General features: G+C 75.4%; 18 protein-coding genes. 5 read left to right on the top strand and 13 right to left on the bottom strand.

What is annotated here, in order from left to right:
• Positions 1–89: 89 nt before the first annotated feature.
• From ACI78U_RS09740 to ACI78U_RS09750, 3 genes are all read right to left on the bottom strand, one after another.
• Entirely contained in the window at positions 90–971 is an 882-nt protein-coding gene (locus tag ACI78U_RS09740) for a hypothetical protein (protein WP_456875103.1), read from the bottom strand.
• On the bottom strand, positions 968–1,588 hold the full coding sequence (locus ACI78U_RS09745) for an RNA polymerase sigma factor (RefSeq protein WP_456875104.1): 621 nt from the start codon (positions 1,586–1,588) through the stop codon (positions 968–970). Before ACI78U_RS09745 ends, ACI78U_RS09740 begins: the two co-directional genes overlap by 4 nt.
• A 78-nt stretch (positions 1,589–1,666) precedes the next feature.
• Positions 1,667–3,232, bottom strand: a complete 1,566-nt coding sequence (locus tag ACI78U_RS09750) for a cryptochrome/photolyase family protein (RefSeq protein WP_456875105.1) — start codon at positions 3,230–3,232, stop codon at positions 1,667–1,669.
• 146 nt (positions 3,233–3,378) lie between these two features.
• Here ACI78U_RS09750 and ACI78U_RS09755 point away from each other — a divergent pair, with 146 nt between their 5' ends.
• From ACI78U_RS09755 to disA, 3 genes are all read left to right on the top strand, one after another.
• Positions 3,379–4,002 carry a hypothetical protein gene (locus ACI78U_RS09755; RefSeq protein WP_456875106.1) on the top strand — a complete coding sequence of 208 codons (624 nt, stop codon included), beginning with the start codon at positions 3,379–3,381 and terminating at the stop codon, positions 4,000–4,002.
• A 36-nt stretch (positions 4,003–4,038) separates the two neighbouring features.
• Complete coding sequence (gene radA / locus ACI78U_RS09760) at positions 4,039–5,412, top strand: DNA repair protein RadA (RefSeq protein ID WP_456875107.1); 1,374 nt, start codon at positions 4,039–4,041, stop codon at positions 5,410–5,412.
• Between the two features lie 108 nt (positions 5,413–5,520).
• Positions 5,521–6,609, top strand: coding sequence for a DNA integrity scanning diadenylate cyclase DisA (gene disA, locus ACI78U_RS09765; RefSeq protein WP_456875108.1), 1,089 nt, complete (start codon positions 5,521–5,523; stop codon positions 6,607–6,609).
• Between the two features lie 26 nt (positions 6,610–6,635).
• Here the strand turns inward: disA and ACI78U_RS09770 are convergent, their stop codons facing one another.
• Positions 6,636–7,313 carry a MucR family transcriptional regulator gene (locus ACI78U_RS09770; RefSeq protein ID WP_456875109.1) on the bottom strand — a complete coding sequence of 226 codons (678 nt, stop codon included), beginning with the start codon at positions 7,311–7,313 and terminating at the stop codon, positions 6,636–6,638.
• 77 nt (positions 7,314–7,390) lie between these two features.
• Here ACI78U_RS09770 and ACI78U_RS09775 point away from each other — a divergent pair, with 77 nt between their 5' ends.
• Both ACI78U_RS09775 and ACI78U_RS09780 read left to right on the top strand, forming a co-directional pair.
• Positions 7,391–8,266, top strand: coding sequence for an A/G-specific adenine glycosylase (locus ACI78U_RS09775; RefSeq protein WP_456875110.1), 876 nt, complete (start codon positions 7,391–7,393; stop codon positions 8,264–8,266).
• Positions 8,267–8,333: 67 nt separating this feature from the next.
• Positions 8,334–9,251, top strand: a complete 918-nt coding sequence (locus ACI78U_RS09780; protein ID WP_456875111.1) for a GNAT family N-acetyltransferase — start codon at positions 8,334–8,336, stop codon at positions 9,249–9,251.
• Positions 9,252–9,553: 302 nt separating this feature from the next.
• On the opposite strand, the gene ACI78U_RS09785 is transcribed toward ACI78U_RS09780, so the two are convergent.
• The 9 genes from ACI78U_RS09785 to ACI78U_RS09825 form a co-directional block, all read right to left on the bottom strand.
• Positions 9,554–12,097, bottom strand: coding sequence for an ATP-dependent Clp protease ATP-binding subunit (locus tag ACI78U_RS09785; protein ID WP_456875112.1), 2,544 nt, complete (start codon positions 12,095–12,097; stop codon positions 9,554–9,556).
• A 394-nt stretch (positions 12,098–12,491) separates the two neighbouring features.
• Positions 12,492–12,845 (bottom strand): histone-like nucleoid-structuring protein Lsr2, encoded by a 354-nt coding sequence (locus ACI78U_RS09790; protein ID WP_456875113.1) that lies wholly within the window; start codon positions 12,843–12,845, stop codon positions 12,492–12,494.
• A gap of 158 nt (positions 12,846–13,003) precedes the next feature.
• Positions 13,004–14,506, bottom strand: a complete 1,503-nt coding sequence (gene lysS / locus ACI78U_RS09795; RefSeq protein WP_456875114.1) for a lysine--tRNA ligase — start codon at positions 14,504–14,506, stop codon at positions 13,004–13,006.
• Between the two features lie 41 nt (positions 14,507–14,547).
• Entirely contained in the window at positions 14,548–15,342 is a 795-nt protein-coding gene (locus ACI78U_RS09800; RefSeq protein WP_456875115.1) for a type III pantothenate kinase, read from the bottom strand.
• Positions 15,343–15,348: 6 nt separating this feature from the next.
• Positions 15,349–16,257 carry a carboxylating nicotinate-nucleotide diphosphorylase gene (gene nadC, locus ACI78U_RS09805; protein WP_456875116.1) on the bottom strand — a complete coding sequence of 303 codons (909 nt, stop codon included), beginning with the start codon at positions 16,255–16,257 and terminating at the stop codon, positions 15,349–15,351.
• Positions 16,251–17,933, bottom strand: coding sequence for an L-aspartate oxidase (locus ACI78U_RS09810; protein WP_456875117.1), 1,683 nt, complete (start codon positions 17,931–17,933; stop codon positions 16,251–16,253). The genes nadC and ACI78U_RS09810 overlap by 7 nt, the downstream gene beginning before the upstream one ends.
• The gene (gene panD, locus ACI78U_RS09815; protein ID WP_456875118.1) at positions 17,930–18,355 is read right to left on the bottom strand and encodes an aspartate 1-decarboxylase; all 426 of its coding nucleotides are present in this window, start codon (positions 18,353–18,355) and stop codon (positions 17,930–17,932) included. The genes ACI78U_RS09810 and panD overlap by 4 nt, the downstream gene beginning before the upstream one ends.
• Positions 18,352–19,200, bottom strand: a complete 849-nt coding sequence (panC, locus tag ACI78U_RS09820) for a pantoate--beta-alanine ligase (protein ID WP_456875119.1) — start codon at positions 19,198–19,200, stop codon at positions 18,352–18,354. Before panC ends, panD begins: the two co-directional genes overlap by 4 nt.
• Positions 19,197–20,141: a Rossmann-like and DUF2520 domain-containing protein gene (locus ACI78U_RS09825; RefSeq protein WP_456875120.1), complete on the bottom strand. Its 945-nt coding sequence runs from the start codon at positions 20,139–20,141 to the stop codon at positions 19,197–19,199. Before ACI78U_RS09825 ends, panC begins: the two co-directional genes overlap by 4 nt.
• Positions 20,142–20,184: the final 43 nt, after the last annotated feature.

The raw sequence follows: 20,184 nt of genomic DNA on the forward strand, positions 1-20,184 counted from the left end.
CCGCCCCCCCCCCCCCCCCCCCCCCCCCCCCCGCCCCCCCGCCCCCCCCCCCCCCCCCCCCCCCCCCCCCCCCCCCCCCCCCGAGGGCGTCACTTCCGGCCGTTGCCGTTGCCGTTGCCGTTGCCGTTGCCGTTGCCGTTCCCGTTGCCGGGGGCGACGGGGGCCGGCGCGGGCGCCGGGGCGGGCGCGGGGGCCGCCTCCTCCACCACGGGCGCGGCGGGCTCGGTCACCGGCGGCTGCGCGGCCTGCTCGCGGGCGGCCTTGCGCTCGGCGTTGCGCTGGTGGGCCTGCCCGCTGACCCGCTCGCCGGTCACCCAGCCGTTGCGGGCGCCCTCGCTCACCCAGTCGCCGTGGGACTGCCCGGCGGCCGGGCCCTCCGTCGCCCACTCCTCCTCGGTCCGCTCCGGGGCGGCCACCGGCGCCTCGACGACGGGCTCCTCGGCCACCGGCTCCTCGACGGGCGCCTCGGTCACGGGCTCCTCGACCACCGGCTCCTCGGCCACCGGCTCCTCGACGGGCGCCTCGGCCACCGGCTCCTGGCCGTCCTCGCCGTCGTCCACGGTCCCGTCGGCGGCACCGCCGTCGGCGGGGTCGAGCGGGTCGACGGCGGCCGGGTCGCCGCTCTCGACGGACGCGGGGGGCTCCGCGGTGGAGAAGGTGCCGGTGGTGGCCGCACCGGTCAGGGCGACGGCGACGACGCCGGTGGCGGCGGCCGCCTTGGCGGCGATGCCGGCCGCGGCGAGCTTGGCGGTGAGGGTGGTCAGCAGCATGCGGGGTCTCTTCCGTGAGGCCCGGGCGGGGTGCCCGGCCGTCCGCGTGGACGGTTCCGACTGGTCGGTGAGCAGACCGGTCGCCAGCAGCTCGGCCAGGGCCGCGTTCGGCCGCCCGGGTGCGGTGGCGCAGGCCCGGACCGCGTCGGAGAACGCGGCCAGGGCCTGCTCGTCGGCACGGGCGTCGGCTGGCGTGGTCATCTCGCCCCCGTCATCGCCGGACGGGCCGGGAGGGGTGCGCCCGCATCCCCGATCTCACCCGCAGGGGTGGTGCCGGCCGGCTCGAGCTCCGCGCGCAGCCGGCGCAGGCCGCGCCGCTGCAGTGCCTTGACCGAGCCCACCGAGCGGCCCATCACCGCGGCCACCTGCTCGACGGTGAGGTCGGCGAGCACCCGCAGCAGCAGCACCGAGCGCTGGTCGGCGGGCAGCCCCGCGCACAGCCGGTGCACGGCCTCGGTGCCCAGCCGCGTCAGGACGTCGTCCTCCACGTCCCCGCCGGCGGTCTCGGGCAGCAGGTCGGCGGCGTCGTCGGCCAGGTGCGGACGGCGGCTGCGCCGGCGCCAGTCGTCGACCAGCCGCCGGTGGGCGATGGTGAACACCCACGAGCGCAGCGCCTCCTCGTCCCCGCGGAAGCCGCCCAGGCCGCGGAAGACGGCGAGGAAGGTCTCGCTGGCCAGGTCGTCGGGCTCCAGCGCGCCGTGCAGCCGCAGGTAACCGGTGACCACCGGCGAGAGGTCCCGGTACAGCACCTCGAACCCCCACGCCGCGCCCGCCCGGGCCGCCGCGAGGACGTCGTCGAACGCCGGTCCGACCGCCATCCGCGCCTCCCTGCCGTCTCTCCGTGTGCGGAGAGGGCATCGGCAGGGACGCCGCGGAACTGGACCGCCGTCCCCCGATCAGGGGGCGCTGGTGCCGCGGGCGGCCTCCTGCTCGACGACCAGCGGCAGGTCGCGCAGCCGGTCGAGGCCCTGCAGCGGACGGCGCATCCGCTGGTTGCCGGCCAGCCGCTCGCGGTTGCGCTCGAGGAAGGCCCAGTAGCCGGCGGTGTAGGGGCAGGCGTCGTCGCCGAGGCGCTGCCGGGGGTCGTAGGGGCAGCGGCCGCAGTAGTCGCTCATCCGGTCGATGTAGGCGCCCCCGGCGGCGTAGGGCTTGGTGGCCAGCGCCCCGCCGTCGGCGTGCTGGCTCATGCCGACGACGTTGGCCACCATCACCCAGTCGTAGCCGTCGACGAAGGTGCGGTGGAACCAGTCGGTCAGCTCCCGCGGGTCGATGCCGCGCTGCAGCGCGTAGTTGCCCAGCACCATCAGCCGGGGGATGTGGTGGACCCAGCCGTCGCGGCGCAGGTCGCCCAGCACGCCGGACAGGCAGGCGGCGTCGACGGCGGAGTCGTCGAGCTCGGCCATCCACCCGGGCACCGGCTCGAGCGCCCGCAGGGCGTTGGCGTGCCGGTAGTGGCGGCCGAAGTGCCAGTAGGTGTGCCAGATGTAGTCGCGCCAGCCCATGACCTGCCGGACGAAGCCCTCCACGGAGTTCAGCGGCAGCGGGTCGCCGGCGGCGGCGCGGGCGCGCGCGGTGGCCTCGGCGGCGCGCACGACCTCCAGCGGGTCGAGCAGGCCGAGGTTCATCGCCGGGGAGAGCAGCGAGTGGACCAGCCAGCGCTCGTCGGCGAGCATCGCGTCCTCGTGCGGGCCGAAGGCGCCCAGCCGCGCGGCGAGGAAGTCGTGCAGCCGGGTGAGCGCCTCCTCGCGGGTGACCGGGAACAGCCGCGGGCCGTCGTCACCGACGAAGGAGACCTCGCCGTCGGCCTCCCAGCGGTCGAGGTCGGCGCGCACCTGCTCGTCGATCTCGTCCTCGGCGGGCCACCACGGCTCCGGTGCCGGCGAGCGGCCGTCCCGCGGCGGGGGCTCGCGGTTCTCGGCGTCGAGGTTCCACGTCCCGCCCAGCGGCTCGGCGCCGTCCATGAGGACGTCGAGGCGGCGGCGGGCATCGCGGTAGAAGTCCTCCATGAGCAGGCGGCGACGGCCGCGCCCCTGCGCCCACCGCGCGAACTCGCCCTGCGAGCTGACGAACCCGCGGGCGGCCAGCACCTCGACGCCGGGGCGCGCGAGGACGAGGTCGCGGCTGCTCCAGGTGGTGGGCGCGCAGACGCTCAGCGGCTCGTCGTAGCGGTCCAGCGCCTCGGCGTAGGTGACGACCCGGTGCAGGTGCGCCTGCTCCCCCAGCTCGGCGGCCCGGTGGCGCAGCGCGGAGAGCACCAGGTGCGCCTTCTGCCGGTGGAAGCGGCGCCGGGCGAACACGGCCTTCGACTCGACCAGCAGCACCGGCTGGTCGGGCCGGTCGAGGAAGTGGGGGCCGAGCTGGTCGGCGAACAGCCATCGTCGCGTCGCGGGCGACCGCTCGGGGAAGTCGGCGAGCGCGGGGTCGTGCTCCTCCGCGCCGGCGCGCGGTCCCGGGCCCCGCATCGGCCTCACCTCCCGGCGGACATGGTGGGTGGACCGTTACGCTCGGCGCGACTCGGGCCATCGAGACCCACGGTGGCCGGCACGTCTCTCGCTGGAGGTCGACCGCCGTGAACCGCGCGCTGCGCGCTGCCCTGACGGGTGCTCTCGTGATCAGCCCCGTCGCGCTCGGTGCGTGCAGCGCCGGGCAGGTCTCGCAGACCGGCACCCAGGACCGCGACAAGGTCGGGCCGCAGGCCCAGGTCGAGGACGTCCTCCTGCGCCAGGTGCTGATCGCCTACCCCGACGAGAACGCCTACGAGGAGGGCGACGACGCGGTGCTGGTCATGACCATCGTCAACGCCTCGAACGAGGACGAGACCCTCACCGGGATCGAGGGCGAGGGCTTCTCGGGCATCCGGGTCTCCGGCACCGGCCCGACCCCGTCGCCGTCGTCCCCGGCGGGCAACCAGCCCACCACCGCGCCCGCGCCCGGTACGACCGGCGCCACGGGCGGCTCGGACCTGTCGCTGGAGATCCCCGCCGACACGGCGCTGTACATCGGCCAGGACGGCGACGCGACCATCACGCTGCAGGACCTCGCCGAGCCGCTGACGCCAGGGCAGACGCTGCCCCTGACGCTGACCTTCGAGCAGGCCGGGGAGATCGAGATCGAGGCGCTCGTGGGCCAGCCCGAGGAGGAGCTCGAGCGCGGCGAGGCCTTCGACTTCCACGAGGGCGAGGCCGGCGAGGCCGAGAACCCGGAGAGCGAGGAGGACACCCAGGCCGAGTGAGGCGGGACTGTCGGTCCCCCCACCTACCGTGACGGGGTGCCCCCCTCCGGAGTGAAGCCCGCCCGTCCCGCCCACCGCTGCACCGAGTGCGGCTACGCGTCGGCGAAGTGGGTCGGCCGCTGCCCGGAGTGCCAGGCCTGGGGCACCCTCCAGGAGGTCGGCGCCACGGCGCCCGCGCTGCGGGCGGTCGCCGCCGGCCCGGTCACCGCGCCGGCCCGGCCGATCGCGCAGGTCGAGCTCACCGGCGCCCGCGCGGTGGCCACCGGCATCCCCGAGTTCGACCGCGTCCTCGGCGGCGGCCTGGTCCCCGGCGCGGTGGTGCTGGTCGCCGGCGAGCCCGGGGTGGGCAAGTCCACGCTGCTGCTCGAGGTCGCCCACCGGGTCGCGGACTCAGGCGGCCCCACGCTGGTGGTGTCCGGCGAGGAGTCCGCGGCGCAGGTGCGACTGCGCGCCGAGCGGATCGACGCGCTGCACGAGCGGCTCTACCTGGCCGCCGAGACCGAACTGTCGGCCGTCCTCGCGCACGTGGAGCAGGTCGCCCCCTCGCTGCTGGTGCTCGACAGCGTGCAGACCGTCCGCTCTCCCGCCGTCGACGGCACCGACGGCGGCGCCTCCCAGGTCCGCGCGGTCGCCACGGCGCTGACCGCCGTCGCCAAGTCGCGCGGGATGACGACGATCCTGGTCGGACACGTCACCAAGGACGGCGCGATCGCCGGCCCGCGGGCGCTCGAGCACCTGGTCGACGTGGTCGTCTCCTTCGACGGCGAGCGGCACTCCACGCTGCGCCTGGTCCGGGCCACGAAGAACCGCTTCGGCCCGGCCGACGAGATCGGCTGCTTCGAGATCGGCGACCGCGGCGTCGTCGGCGTCCCCGACCCGTCGCACCTGTTCGTCTCCCGCCGCACCGCGTCGGTGCCCGGCAGCTGCGTCACGGTGACGATGGAGGGCAGCCGGCCGCTGCTGGCCGAGGTGCAGGCGCTCGTGGCCACCAGCGCCGGCGGCGGCTCGCCCCGCCGGGCGGTGAGCGGGCTGGACTCCCAGCGGGTCGCGATGGTCAACGCCGTCGTCGAGCGCCGCGGCGGGGTGCGGCTGGCCGACGCCGACGTGTTCGCCGCCTCGGTCGGCGGCGTGAAGATCGCCGAGCCGGCGGCCGACCTCGCGCTGGCGCTGGCCATCGCGTCGGCGTCGAAGGACACCCCGCTGCCCGAGGGGATGGTGGCGCTGGGCGAGGTGGGCCTGTCCGGCGAGATCCGCCGGGTCGGCGGCACCGGCCGGCGGCTGGCCGAGGCGGCCCGCCAGGGGTACCGGCTGGCGCTCGTGCCGCCGGACGCCGGGACGGCACCCAAGGGGATGCGGCTGATGGAGGTCCCCGACCTCGGTGCGGCGCTGGCCGGGTTGTTCCCCGGATGAGGCCGGCTGCGGCGCTCGGTGTCCGGGCGCCCGCACCCCGCTCCCGACCCGCCGCGACGCGGGACCCGTAGACTCGGCGGTCGAACCGCGACGACGTCAGGAGCGCCCGTGCCCCCCGCTGTGGACTCCGAGGTCGCCCTGCGCGAACTCCTCGGCCGCATCGCCCCGGGCACGGCGCTGCGCGACGGGCTGGAGCGGATCCTGGCCGGCCGCACCGGTGCGCTGATCGTGCTGGGCTACGACCGGGTCGTGGAGTCCATCTGCACCGGCGGGTTCGCCCTCGACGTCGCGCTGTCGGCCACCCGGCTGCGTGAGCTGGCCAAGATGGACGGCGCGGTCATCCTCTCCTCCGACGGCCTGCGCATCGTGCGGGCGGGCGTGCACCTCATGCCCGACCCGACGGTCCCCACCGAGGAGTCGGGCACCCGTCACCGGACCGCCGAGCGGGTCGCCGTGCAGACCGGCTTCCCGGTGATCTCGGTGAGCCAGTCGATGCACATCATCAGCGTCTACGTCGCCGGCCGGCGGTACACCCTCGAGCACCCGACGACGATCCTCGCCCGCGCCAACCAGGCCCTCGCGGCGCTGGAGCGCTACAAGCTGCGGCTCGACGAGGTCGCCAGCACCCTGTCGGCGCTGGAGATCGAGGACCTGGTCACCGTCCGCGACGCGATGAGCGTCAGCCAGCGGCTGGAGATGGTCCGCCGGATCGCCGACGAGATCGAGGGTTTCGTCGTCGAGCTGGGCACCGACGGCCGGCTCCTCGCGCTGCAGCTCGACGAGATGCTCGCCGGCGTGGAGGAGGACCGCGCACTGCTGGTGCGCGACTACATGCCCGGCGGTGCCGCCCGCCGCCCGCGGACCATCGAGGACGTGCTGGCCGAGCTGCGCACGCTGTCGGCCACCGAGCTGCTGGACCTCTCCGCGGTCGCCCGCTGCTACGGCCTGCCCACCTCGGCCGACGCGCTGGACTCCCCCGTCAGCCCGCGCGGCTACCGGCTGCTGGCCCGGGTGCCGCGCCTGCCGGCCGCGATCATCGACCGGCTGGTCGAGCACTTCGGCGGGCTGCAGAAGCTGCTGGCGGCCACCATCGAGGACCTGCTGGCCGTCGACGGCGTCGGCGAGGCCCGGGCCCGCGGCATCCGCGAGGGGCTGTCCCGGCTGGCCGAGACCTCGATCCTCGACCGCTACAGCTGAACGAAGGACCCCGCAGGGGCCACAGGTCAGGTGACCTGCAGGGGGGCGTCCGGGCTGGTCTTGGTGTCCAGCCGCGCTCGCACCACATAGGTCCCTGGCCCCACCGGCACGCGTGCCGCGGTGCAGGTCGGCTCGCTGGTCAGGCCGCTCCAGGTCAGCGGGAAGACGACCTGCTCACCCGGTGCCAGCGTGCGGGTGTCGCTGCTGGTCTCGGGCCGGCAGTCGTTGCTGCCCCACAGCCGGGCGCCGGCGCCGTCGAGCAGCACCATCTCCTGAAGCTGCTTGTCCAGCACCCGGGTGCACGGCACGGTCGCGGTGTTGGTGACGACGAGCTCGAGCACCGGGGCGGACCCGGCGGGCACCGTGCCGGGCGTGCGGACCTCGAGGGCGATGACGTCGTCCCCGCACGGCGCGTCGGCCTGCTGCGCCGGTGGAGTGGGCGGCTGCGGCGGTGGCGGCGGGGTGGTGCTGGGCGGCGGGGTCGGCGTCCGGACGCTGGCCAGCGAGGGGACCACCCGGTCCAGCGCGGGGGTGCCCGCCGGGGAGGACGACGAGCCGGCCGCCGCGGCGCTGTCCCCGGAGCCGGTCAGCAGCGAGACGCCGAGCCAGCCGCCACCGCCGAGCACGGCGAGCAGCACGGCCAGCACCAGCAGGCGCCGTCGCCAGTAGACGGCGGACGGCAGCGGTCCGACCGGGTGCAGCACGAGACGGACGGTAGTGCCCCCTCGTCCCGCCGCCGCACGGGGCACGCCGCCGACCGGGCCGGGCACACTGGACCCCCGTGAGCAGCACGGCCGGACTCGGGGACGCCCTCGTCGACTGGTACGACACCGCCGCCCGGGACCTGCCGTGGCGGCGTCCCGGGGTGGACCCGTGGGCGGTGCTGGTCAGCGAGGTGATGCTGCAGCAGACACCGGTGGCGCGGGTCGAGCCGGTGTGGACGGCGTGGATGGCGCGCTGGCCCACGCCGGCGGACCTGGCCGACGCCTCGCCGGCGGAGGTCATCCGCGCCTGGGGCAAGCTCGGCTACCCGCGCCGGGCGCTGCGGCTGCGCGAGACCGCCGTCGCCCTGACCGAGCGGCACGGAGGGACCGTCCCGGCCGACGTGGCGGCCCTGGAGGCCCTGCCGGGCGTGGGGACCTACACGGCCCGGGCGGTGGCCTGCTTCGGCCACGGGCAGCCCCAGCCGGTCGTGGACACCAACGTGCGCCGGGTCGTGGCCCGGCTGGTGCACGGCCGCGCCGAGGCGGGCACCGCGCGGGCGTCCGACCTCGCCGACGTCGCGGCGCTGGCGCCGGCCGACCGGGAGCGGGCCTGCCGGTTCTCGGTGGCGGCCATGGAGCTCGGCGCGCTGGTCTGCGTCGCCCGGACGCCGCGCTGCGCCGTCTGCCCGGTGCGCGAGCGCTGCGCCTGGCGGCTGGCGGGCTCTCCGGCCGCCGACGGGCCGCCGCGGCGGGTGCAGCGCTTCGCCGGGACCGACCGGCAGGTGCGCGGCCGGCTGCTCGACGTCCTGCGGGCCGCGGACGGCCCGGTGCCGGCCGAGGCCCTCGACGCCGCGTGGGACGACGTCGTGCAGCGCGCCCGCTGCCTGGACTCGCTGCTGGCCGACGGGCTGGTCGAGCAGTCCGCCGACGGGCGGTTCCGACTCCCCCACTGACCGCCCGCGACGCCTCGCGCCACCGAACCGGTCGTGCGACGGCCCCGCGGCGCGGTTCACTGGGCCCGTGCAGCTGCCCGGGGAGCTCACCGCCCGACCCCTGACCGCCGGAGACGCCCGTGCGGTCTACGAGGTGATGGCCGCCCAGGAGCTGCACGACATCGGCACCCTCGAGATCGAGGAGGCCGACATCGTCGGGGACTGGCAGCGCCCCAGCTTCGACGTACCCGCCAGCACGCTCGGCGTCTTCGACGGCAGCCGACTGGTCGCCTACGCCGAGGTCTCGGGCGAGGGACGTGGTGATGCCGCCGTGCACCCGCAGTACCGCGGACGGGGCATCGGCACGGCGCTGGCGGCCTGGACCCGGCAGCTGGCACGCGAACGCGGCGCCCCGGTCCTCGGCATGTCCGTGCCCCAGGGCTCCCCCGCGGACGTCCTGCTGGCGCACCTCGGCTACGACGTCCGGTGGACCTCGTGGCTGCTGGAGCTCCCCGAGGACACGCGGATCGAGGCCCAGCCCCTGCCGGACGGGTACTCCATCCGGACGGCGGCCGGCGAGGCGGACCACCGGGCCGCCTGGACGGTGGTCGAGGACGCCTTCCTCGAGTGGTCGCAGCGGGACCGGCGGTCGTTCGAGGACTTCGCCGCGACGACCGTGCGCCGCCCCGGTTTCGAGCCGTGGCACCTGCGGGTCGTCGCGGCCCCGCACGGCGACGTGGTCGGTGCCTGCTTCCTGGTCACCGGTGGCCCCGACGGCTACGTCGACAAGCTCGCGGTGCGCCGGGACCGGCGCGGGCTCGGGCTGGCCCGGGCCCTCCTCGCGGACGCCTTCGCCAACGCCCGCCGGCACGGCGCCACGCGCTGCGAGCTGTCCACCGACACCCGCACCGGCGCCCTCGGCCTCTACGAGCGGGTCGGGATGGTCGTCACCGGCACCTGGGTGCACCGCGCCGTGGACCTCGGCCCGGTCGCCGCCGCCCGCTGACCGGATCGCCGGGAGACGGAGACCACACCGGCCGGCGACGTCGTCGCGGAGTGGTCCGTGGCGGGCAGGTGGCCGATCGCGCGGGAGACGGTCACCGCTCCCGGCGCCGTGGCCGGTCCACCCTCCCCGCCCGACCCCGCCGCCCGCCGTCCTCCCTCACCGCAATGCGTCCTCCCCCACGTCCCACCGTGCGGGAGGACGCGCCACGATCAGGTCACCTGATCGTGGCGCCGACCCCAGACGCGGCAAGGGCCGCCCCCCGCGGTGCGGGAGACGGCCCTCGTCGGTGGTGCGGTGTGGGACTACTTCTTCTCCAGGGACGTGGTGCCGCCCTGGCCGTCCTCGTCGTCGCCGACGGTGAGCGCCACCGGGGGCGTGTCGGGCACGTCGATCGGCTTGGCCTCGCCGCGGAAGGTGAACTTCGCGGTCGGGCCCTCGCCCTCGACGTCCACCACGATGATCTGACCAGCGGTCAGCTCGCCGTAGAGGATCTTCTCCGACAGCGCGTCCTCGATCTCGCGCTGGATGGTCCGGCGCAGCGGCCGGGCACCCAGCACCGGGTCGAACCCGCGGGCCGCCAGCAGCTTCTTGGCGTCCTGCGTGATCTCCAGCGACATGTCCTTGTTCGCCAGCTGGCTCTCCACGCGGGCGACCATGAGGTCGACGATCTCGATGATCTCGTCCTCGGTCAGCTGGTGGAACACGACGATGTCGTCGATGCGGTTGAGGAACTCCGGCCGGAAGTGCTGCTTGAGCTCCTCGTTGACCTTGTTCTTCATCCGCTCGTAGTTGGACTGGGTGTCGTTGCCGACCTGGAAGCCCAGCCCCACGGCCTTGGAGATGTCCCGCGTCCCGAGGTTGGTCGTGAGGATCAGGATCGTGTTCTTGAAGTCCACGATCCGGCCCTGACCGTCGGTGAGCCGGCCGTCCTCCAGCACCTGCAGGAGCGTGTTGAACACGTCGGCGTGCGCCTTCTCGATCTCGTCGAAGAGGACCACCGAGAACGGCTTGCGCCGCACCTTCTCGGTCAGCTGGCCACCCTCGTCGTAACCGACGTAGCCGGGAGGCGCACCGACCAGACGCGACACGGTGAACCGGTCGTGGAACTCGCCCATGTCGATCTGGATGAGGGCGTCGTCCTCACCGAAGAGGAACTGCGCGAGCGCCTTGGCCAGCTCGGTCTTACCGACACCCGAGGGGCCGGCGAAGATGAACGAGCCACCGGGGCGACGCGGGTCCTTGAGGCCCGCGCGGGTGCGCCGGATCGCCTGGCTGACGCTCTTGATGGCCTCTTCCTGGCCGATGATCCGCTTGTGGAGCTCCTCCTCCATGCGGAGCAGACGCGTGGTCTCCTCCTCGGTGAGCTTGAAGACGGGGATCCCGGTCCAGTTGGCCAGCACCTCGGCGATCTGCTCGTCGTCGACCTCGGCGACGACGTCCATGTCACCGGCCTTCCACGCCTTCTCGCGCTCGGCCTTCTCGCCCAGGAGCTGCTTCTCCTTGTCGCGCAGCGAGGCGGCCTTCTCGAAGTCCTGCGCGTCGATCGCGGACTCCTTCTCGCGCCGGATGCCGGCGATCCGCTCGTCGAACTCGCGCAGGTCCGGCGGCGCGGTCATCCGCTTGATCCGCATCCGGGCACCGGCCTCGTCGATCAGGTCGATCGCCTTGTCCGGCAGGAAGCGGTCGGAGATGTACCGGTCGGCCAGCGTGGCGGCGGCGACGAGTGCGCCGTCGGTGATGCTGATCCGGTGGTGCGCCTCGTAGCGGTCGCGCAGGCCCTTGAGGATCTCGATCGTGTGGGTGAGCGTCGGCTCGCCCACCTGGATCGGCTGGAAGCGGCGCTCGAGGGCGGCGTCCTTCTCCAGGTGCTTGCGGTACTCGTCGAGCGTGGTGGCACCGATCGTCTGCAGCTCACCACGGGCCAGCATCGGCTTGAGGATGCTGGCGGCGTCGATCGCGCCCTCGGCGGCACCGGCACCGACGAGGGTGTGGATCTCGTCGATGAACAGGATGATGTCGCCGCGGGTGCGGATCTCCTTGAGCACCTTCTTCAGGCGCTCCTCGAAGTCACCGCGGTAGCGCGACCCGGCGACCAGCGCGCCGAGGTCGAGGGTGTAGAGCTGCTTGTCCTTCAGCGTCTCGGGGACCTCGCCCTTGACGATGGCCTGCGCCAGGCCCTCGACGACGGCGGTCTTGCCGACGCCGGGCTCGCCGATGAGGACGGGGTTGTTCTTGGTCCGCCGCGAGAGGACCTGCATGACCCGCTCGATCTCCTTCGACCGGCCGATGACCGGGTCGAGCTTGGAGTCGCGGGCGGCCTGCGTCAGGTTGCGGCCGAACTGGTCGAGCACCAGTGACGTCGACGGGGTGCCCTCGGAGGGGCCGCCGGCCGCGGCCGGCTCCTTGCCCTGGTAGCCCGAGAGCAGCTGGATGACCTGCTGGCGGACGCGGTTGAGGTCGGCACCCAGCTTGACCAGGACCTGCGCGGCGACGCCCTCGCCCTCGCGGATCAGGCCGAGCAGGATGTGCTCGGTGCCGATGTAGTTGTGACCGAGCTGCAGGGCCTCGCGCAGGGACAGCTCGAGGACCTTCTTCGCCCGCGGCGTGAAGGGGATGTGCCCGGACGGGGCCTGCTGGCCCTGGCCGATGATCTCCTCGACCTGCTGGCGGACGCCCTCGAGCGAGATGCCGAGGGACTCGAGGGCCTTGGCAGCGACGCCCTCACCCTCGTGGATGAGGCCCAGGAGGATGTGCTCGGTGCCGATGTAGTTGTGGTTGAGCATCCTGGCCTCTTCCTGCGCCAGGACGACCACCCGTCGGGCTCGGTCGGTGAACCGTTCGAACATGCGCTGCTTCTCCTCTGACCGGCTGGTCCGGCACTGCCCTCCCCGCTCGTGGAGAGGAGCACCCGACGTCCGTCGGCGCGCTGGGGCACCGGTCTTTCCACTGTAGTCACGGACCACGCCGTCCTGTCGGCCTCGACCGGCGGGCGGTGGGTGGCTGTCCGGGTCAACCGATGGTGCACGGGCGGTGTTCCGATCCGGTTACGCCGACAGCGGACGGCGCGTCGCGGCAGGGACGCCGACGGCCCGGCACCCGAGTGGGTGCCGGGCCGTCGGTGACCTGCTGGATCGGCCCCCTCGCAGGGGCCCACCCCGAGCGGGGTGACCTGCTGGAACGGCCCCCTCGCAGGGGCCCACCCCGAGCGGAGCGAGGGGTGGGGGGCGAGGGGGTCCTTCCTCAGTGGGCCGCTTCGTAGGCCTCGACGACGCTGGCGGGGATGCGGCCGCGGTCGCTGACCTCGTGGCCGTTCTTGCGGGCCCACTCGCGGATGGCGCCGGCCTGCTCGCGGTCCATGCGACCGCCGCCGGTGGCGCGGGAACGGCCGCCACCGGAGGCCCGGCCGCCGCTCCCGCGGCCGACCTTGCGGGCGGCCTGCACGTAACGGGAGAACGCGTCACGCAGTTCCTTGGCGTTCTTCTCCGACAGGTCGATCTCGTAGTTCGTGCCGTCGAGGGAGAAGCTCACCGTCTCGTCGGCGGGGACGTCCTCGTCGAGGTCGTCGCTGAGGATCACCTGGACCTTGCGTGCCATTCCTTCTGCCTCACTCCTTCTCGGCCCCCGTGGCCGGACGATTGGTCGCCGTCCTCGCGGACAACGCGGCCATTCCACCACACGACGGCGCAATAGGACGAATTGTGCACCGCGGTTCGCCCAATTCGGGGAGAAAGCGTCCGATCGGGACGCGCGGTTCAGGAAATCGGCCGCACCAAAGGGAACAGGATCGTCTCCCGGATACCGAGACCGGTGAGCGTCATCATCAGCCGGTCGATGCCCATCCCGACCCCGCCGCTGGGCGGCATGCCGTACTCGAGGGCCTCGAGGAAGTCCTCGTCGAGGACCATCGCCTCCGGGTCGCCCGCCGCGGCCAGCAGCGCCTGCTGGGTGAACCGCTCGCGCTGCACCACGGGGTCGACGAGCTCGGAGTAGCCGGTCCCGCGCTCGACGCCCCCGATGTAGAGGTCCCACTTCTCGGCCAGGCCCGGCGTCGTGCGGTGCGCGCGGGTCAGCGGCGAGGTGTCCACGGGGTAGTCGACGACGAAGGTCGGCGCCTGCAGGGAGTCCTGCACCAGCGCCTCGAACAGCTCCTCCACCACCTTGCCGGGGAGCCAGGCCGGGTCCACGCCGACGGCGTGCCGCTCCGCGAGGGCCCGCAGGTGCTCGACCGGCGTCTCCGGGGTGACCTCCTCGCCGACGGCGCCGGACACCAGGGAGTACAGCGGGACCTGCGGCCACTCCCCCGACAGGTCGATCTCGGTGCCGTCGTGGTGGCGGGCGGTGTGGTCGCCGAACAGCGCCGCGCAGCTCTCCTGGACCAGCTCCCGGGTGGTGCGCGCGACGCCGGCGTAGTCGGTCCAGGCCTCGTAGAACTCGAGCATCGCGAACTCCGGCGAGTGCGAGCTGTCGGCGCCCTCGTTGCGGAAGTTGCGGTTGATCTCGAAGACCTTCTCCAGCCCGCCCACGATGCACCGCTTGAGGAACAGCTCCGGTGCGATCCGCAGGTACAGGTCGAGGTCGAAGGCGTTCATGTGGGTGCGGAACGGCCGGGCCGCGGCACCGCCGTGGACCGTCTGCAGCATCGGCGTCTCGACCTCGAGGAACCCGCGGGCGGTGAGGCCGGCCCGCAGCGCCGCCACCACCGCGGCCCGCTGGCGGACGGTCCGGCGCGCCTCGTCGCGGACGATGAGGTCGACGTAGCGGCGGCGGACCCGCAGCTCCTCGCTCATCGGCTTGTGCGCCACCGGCAGCGGCCGCAGCGCCTTGGCGGCCAGCCGCCAGGAGTCGGCGAACACCGACAGCTCGCCCCGCCGCGACGTCCCGACCTCGCCCTCGACGAAGACGTGGTCGCCGAGGTCGACGTCGGCCTTCCAGGCGTCGAGCGCCTCCTCCCCGACCCGGTCGCGGGAGAGCATGACCTGCAGCTCGGCGTCGCCCTCGCGCAGCGTCGCGAAGCAGAGCTTGCCGGTGTTGCGGCTGAAGATGACCCGGCCGGTGACGCCGACCCGCTCACCGGTCATCGTGTCGGGCTCGAGGTCGGGGTGTTTGGCGCGGACGTCGGCCAGCGACGTCGTGCGCCCCACCGTGACCGGGTAGGGGTCGGTGCCGGCCTCGCGCAGCCGGTCGAGCTTGGCGCGCCGCACGCGCAGCTGCTCGGGGAGCTCGTCGTCCGGGGGGCCGGGGGGCAGGTCGCTCACGGCGCCCGAGCCTACGGGCGTGCGCCGCACCACCCCGGCGGCTACCGGCGGCCGGCCGCCTGCTGGCGCGCGAAGGCCAGCCGCAGCCCGTGCACCGTGAGGTCGGGCTCCCGGGCGCCGATCGACCGGCAGCTGTCGGCCACCAGGGGCGCCAGCCCGCCGGTGGCGACGACGACCGGCGCGCGGCCGAACTGCGCCTCCAGCTCGGCGCCGATCCGGTCGACCAGGCCGTCGACCAGCCCGGCGAAGCCGAGCACGACCCCCGACTGCAGGGCGGCGACCGTGTTCTTGCCGATGGCCTGCGCCGGGACGGTCAGCTCGACCGAGCGCAGCTGCGCGGCGCGGGAGGCGAGCGCCTCCAGACTGACCTCGAGGCCCGGCGCCAGCGCGCCGCCGAGGAACTGCCCGTCCGGTCCGACGGCGTCGACGTTGGTCGAGGTGCCGAAGTCGACGACGACGACCGGCCGGGAGCGCCCGTCGGGCGCGGTGCCGAACAGCTCGTGGGCGGCCAGCGCGGTGACCACGCGGTCGGCGCCGACCTCGCGCGGGTTGTCCACGTGCAGCGGGACGCCGGTGCGCACGCCGGGGCCGATGAGCACGACCGGCACCTCGAGGGACTCCAGCAGCCCGCGCAGCGCCGGCAGCAGGGCCGGCACCGTCGAGCAGGCGGCGACGCCGGTGACCTCGGTGTCGCGCAGCAGGCCGCGCCAGAGCATCCGCAGCTCGTCGGAGGTGGCCCGCGGGTGCGTGGTGACCCGCCAGCAGCCGACCCGGCGGGCGCCGTCGAAGGTGGCCAGCACGGTCTGGCTGTTGCCGACGTCGACGGTGAGCAGCACGGCCGGTCAGCTCCGCAGGTCGAGGGCGAGGTCGAGGATCGGCGCGGAGTGCGTGAGCGCGCCCACCGACAGGAAGTCCACCCCGGTCGCGGCGACCTCGCGGGCGACGGCGAGGGTCAGCCCGCCGGTGGCCTCGAGCTCCGCGCGGCCCCCGACCAGCGCGACCACCTCGCGCAGCCGCGCGGGGGGCATGTTGTCCAGCAGCAGGAAATCGGCGCCGGCCTCGACCGCCTCGACCGCCTGGGCCGGGGTGTCGGCCTCCACCTGCACCGGCACCCGCGGCGCCCGCTCGCGGACGGCGGCCACCGCGGCGGCCACCGAGCCGGCGGCGGCGACGTGGTTGTCCTTCACCATCGCGACGTCGTAGAGGCCCATGCGCTTGTTCGACCCGCCGCCGCAGCGCACGGCGTACTTCTCCAGCGGGCGCAGGCCGGGCGTGGTCTTGCGGGTGTCGAGGACGACCGCGCCGGTGCCCTCGACGGCGTCCACCCAGGCCCGGGTCGCGGTGGCGATGCCGCTGGCGCGGCTGGCGATGTTCAGCGCGCTCCGCTCGGCGGCCAGCAGCGCCCGCACCGGCCCGCGCACGGTCAGCAGCACGTCGCCCCGGGTCACCCGGTCGCCGTCGGCGGCCCCCGCGGTGAGCGTGGCGCCGGGGGCGAGCCTGGTGAACACCCGGGCCGCGACCGGCAGGCCGGCGACGACACCGTCGGCGCGGGCGACCAGGTCGGCGGTGCCGTACTGCGCCGGGGGGACGGTGGCGGCGCTGGTGACGTCCAGGGCGACGGCGAGGTCCGGCTCGCTCGGCAGCACCGCGCCCCCGGCGAGGTCCTCGGCCAGCGTGCGCTCGACCAGCTCCTCGACCCACGCCTCCGACAGGCCCGTGCCCTCGAGCGAGCGCGGGTCGACGGTCACCACGGGGGCACCACCGGCGCGCCCACCGGGCGGCGGGTCAGCGACAGCCGCCCGTCCCCGCCGAGGCGGACGTCGAGGTGCAGCCGCCACCGGTCCTCGCTGTCGGGGTGGTCCTCGCGCCAGTGGCAGCCGCGGGTCTCCTCCCGCGCGGTGGCCGCCGCGGTCAGCGCGCTGGCCACGGTGAGCAGCCCGGTGGCCTCCCAGCTGTCCACGCCGGGCGCCGCACCGGGCCCGCCGGCCAGCGAGGCGGCCAGGCCGGCCAGCGTGTGCGTGGCCTCGGCCAGCCCGGCGCCCGAGCGCAGCGCCGCGACGCGGCCGGACATCGTGTCGGTGACCACGCGGCGGCCGGCCGGGTCGAGCAGCCCGCCGGTCGCCGGCGCCGCGTCGACCGCGGGGGCCGACGGCGGCAGCGAGCGGGCCAGGTCCGCGCCGATGCGGGCGGCGAAGACCAGCCCCTCGAGCAGCGAGTTCGACGCCAGCCGGTTGGCCCCGTGCACCCCGGTGCAGGCCACCTCCCCGCACGCGTAGAGGCCCGCGACGGTCGTGCGCCCGGACAGGTCGGTGACCAGCCCGCCGGAGGCGTAGTGCGCGGCGGGCGTGACCGGCACCAGCTCGGTGACCGGGTCGACGTCGCCCGCCCGGCAGCGGGCGACGATCGTCGGGAACCGCTGCGCCAGGCCGTCGATGCCGCGGGCGTCGAGCCAGACGTGGTCCACCCCGTCGCGCAGCTGCACCCGGGTGATCGCCTTGGCGACCACGTCGCGCGGGGCGAGCTCGGCCAGCGGGTGGACGCCGAGCATGAACCGCTCCCCCGCGCCGTCGCGCAGCACCGCGCCCTCGCCGCGCAGCGCCTCGCTGACCAGCGGCTGCTGGCCGCGCACGCCCGGGCCCAGGTACAGCGACGTCGGGTGGAACTGCACGAACTCCAGGTCGGTGGCGACGGCCCCCGCCCGCAGGCCCAGCGCCACGCCGTCACCGGTGGACACCGGCGGGTTGGTGGTGGCGGCGTAGACCTGCCCCATCCCGCCGGTGGCGAGCACGACGGCGCGCGAGCGCACCGCGCCGACGCCGTCCTCGGTGCCCTCGCCGAGGACGTGCAGGGTGACCCCCGCCGCCCGCCCGGTGGCGTCGGTGAGCAGGTCGAGCACCATCGCGTGCTCGACGAGGGTGATGCCGGGGTCGGCGTGCACGGCCTCGCACAGCGCCCGCATGACCTCGGCCCCGGTGGCGTCGCCGCCGGCGTGCACGATCCGGTCGGCGGAGTGCCCGCCCTCGCGAGTGAGCAGGAGCCGGCCCGAGGGGTCGCGGTCGAAGCCGGCGCCCCAGTCGATGAGCTGGTGCAGCCGTGCCGGGCCCTCGGTCACCAGCGCGTGCACCGCGTCGGGCTCGCACAGCCCGACGCCGGCCACCTCGGTGTCGCGGGCGTGCGCCTTCGGGGTGTCGGCCGGGTCGAGGACCGCGGCGATGCCGCCCTGCGCCCAGCGGGTCGAGCCGTCGTCGACCCGGACCTTGGTGACCACGGCGACCGACAGGCCCGCGGCACGGGCGTGCAGCGCGACGCACAGCCCGGCGACGCCGGAGCCGACGACGCAGACGTCGGCCGACAGCTCCCACCCGGGCGCCGGCGCGGCCAGCCGGGTGGGCAGCCCGACCACCGGGTCGGCCGCCAGCGTGGTCACCGGACCGGCACGCCCAGGTCGCTGCGCCGGTGGTCCTGGGCGCCGGGCACCGGGGCCGAGGGGTCACCGCCGAGCTCGACGACGCGGTTGGCGCCGTCGACGTGCACGACCTTCGGGATGTAGGCCTTGGCCTCGGTCTCGTCCATGAGGCCGTAGCTGATCAGGATGACCAGGTCGCCGGGGTGCACCAGGTGCGCGGCGGCGCCGTTGATGCCGATGACGCCGCTGCCCCGTTCGCCGGGGATGACGTAGGTCTCCAGCCGGGCGCCGTTGGTCACGTCGACGATCGCCACCTGCTCGCCGGGCAGCAGGTCGGCCGCGTCGAGCAGGTCCTCGTCGACGGTCACCGAGCCCACGTAGTGCAGGTCGGCCTGGGTCACCGTCGCCCGGTGGATCTTGGACTTGAGCATCGTGCGCATCATCGGGGGCCTCCCAGTCGGACGGCGGTGTTGTCGAGGAGTCGGGTGCTGCCGGCGCGGACGGCGACCAGCAGGCGGGCGGGGCCGGCCGCGGGGGCGCGGCCGAGGTCGGGGTCGGTGAGCTCGAGGTAGTCGGGCACCAGCTCGGGCGCGGTGGCGAGGACCTCCCGCGCGGCGGCGAGGACGGCGCCCGCGCCCCGCGGCCCGGCATCCGCGCCGGCGCACAGCGCCCGGTGCACCGTCGCGGCGCGGGCCCGCTCGTCGGGCGCGAGGTAGCGGTTGCGGCTCGACAGCGCCAGGCCGTCGTCCTCGCGGACGGTGGGGACGCCGACGACCTCCACCGGCAGCGCGAGCTCGCGCACCATCGCGCGCACGAGCGTGAGCTGCTGGTAGTCCTTCTCGCCGAAGAACGCGAGGTCGGGCCGGGCCAGGCCGAACAGCTTGGCGACGACGGTCAGCACGCCGGCGAAGTGCCCGGGCCGCACCGCGCCCTCGAGCACGCCGCCGAGCGGGCCGGGGTCGACGGTGACGCCGAGCGCGCCGGACGGGTAGACCTCCCCGACCGGCGGGTGGAAGACGACGTCGGCGCGCTCCTCGGTGAGCGCGGCGAGGTCGGCGTCCCAGGTGCGGGGGTAGCGGTCGAGGTCCTCGCCGGGCCCGAACTGGGTCGGGTTGACGAACACCGAGACGACGACGCTGCCGGCCCGCTCCCGGGCGGCGCGCACCAGCGTCCGGTGCCCCTCGTGCAGCGCGCCCATGGTGGGCACCAGGGCGACCGGGCCGGGCAGGCCGGCGACCACCTCGCGCAGCTCCGCGGCGGTCCCGGCGACGGCCGGAGGAGAGCTCACCGGGAGCCCGCCGGGTCCGCGGCCTCGTAGAGCAGGTCGAGCAGGGGCGCACCCTCGTGCCGCTTGAGCCGGCCGGCCGCCAGCGCCCGCTCGGTGGTCCGCTGGGCCATCGCCACGTAGGCGGCCACCGACGCCGGGGCCCGGTCGGTGAGCGTCTCGAGGTGGTCGGCGACGGTGCCGACGTCGCCGCGGCTGACCGGGCCGGTGAGCCCGCGGTCGCCGCGCCGCAGCCCGTTGTCCAGCGCGGCGGTGAGCAGCGGGGCGAGCACGCGGGCGGGGCTGTCGACGCCGGCGCTGCGCAGCAGGTCGGCCGCCTCGGCGACCAGGGTGACCAGGTGGTTCGCGCCGGTGACCAGCGCGGCGTGGTAGAGCCGCCGGTCGGCCTCGGCGACGAAGAACGGCTCGCCGCCCATCTCGAGCACCAGGGTCTCGGCGACCGCCCGGTGCAGGGGTCGGCTGGTGACGCCGAACGGCGCGCCGGTGAGCCGGTCGGCGTCCTCGGGGGCGCCGGTGAAGGTCATGGCCGGGTGCAGCGCGAGCGGCAGGACGCCGGCCTGCTCCGCGGGCCCGAGCACCGACAGGCCGTGCGCGCCGGAGGTGTGGAAGGCGATCTGGCCGGCCCGCCAGTGGCCCGTACCGGCCAGGCCCGCGACCAGGCCGGCCAGCGTGTCGTCGGGGACGGCGAGGACGACGAGGTCGGAGGCGGCGACGACCTCGTCGGCGGGCAGCAGCGGGACACCCGGCAGCAGCCGGGCCGCACGCTCGGCGGAGGCGGTGGACACGCCGGAGGCGGCGACCACGTCGTGGCCGGCGGTGGCGAGGGCGGCGCCCAGGACCGACCCGACACGGCCGGCCCCGATGACCCCGACGCGGAGCCGGGCGGGAGCGCTGTCGGCGGGCGGGAGCCCGGCAGCGCGGGGGGTCCTGCGGGCAGCAGGCATCGCGGTCACCTCTCGTTCCAGTCCCTGGCGGGTACCGGACTCG

It is taken from the genome of Geodermatophilus sp. SYSU D00710 (genome assembly GCF_054050195.1).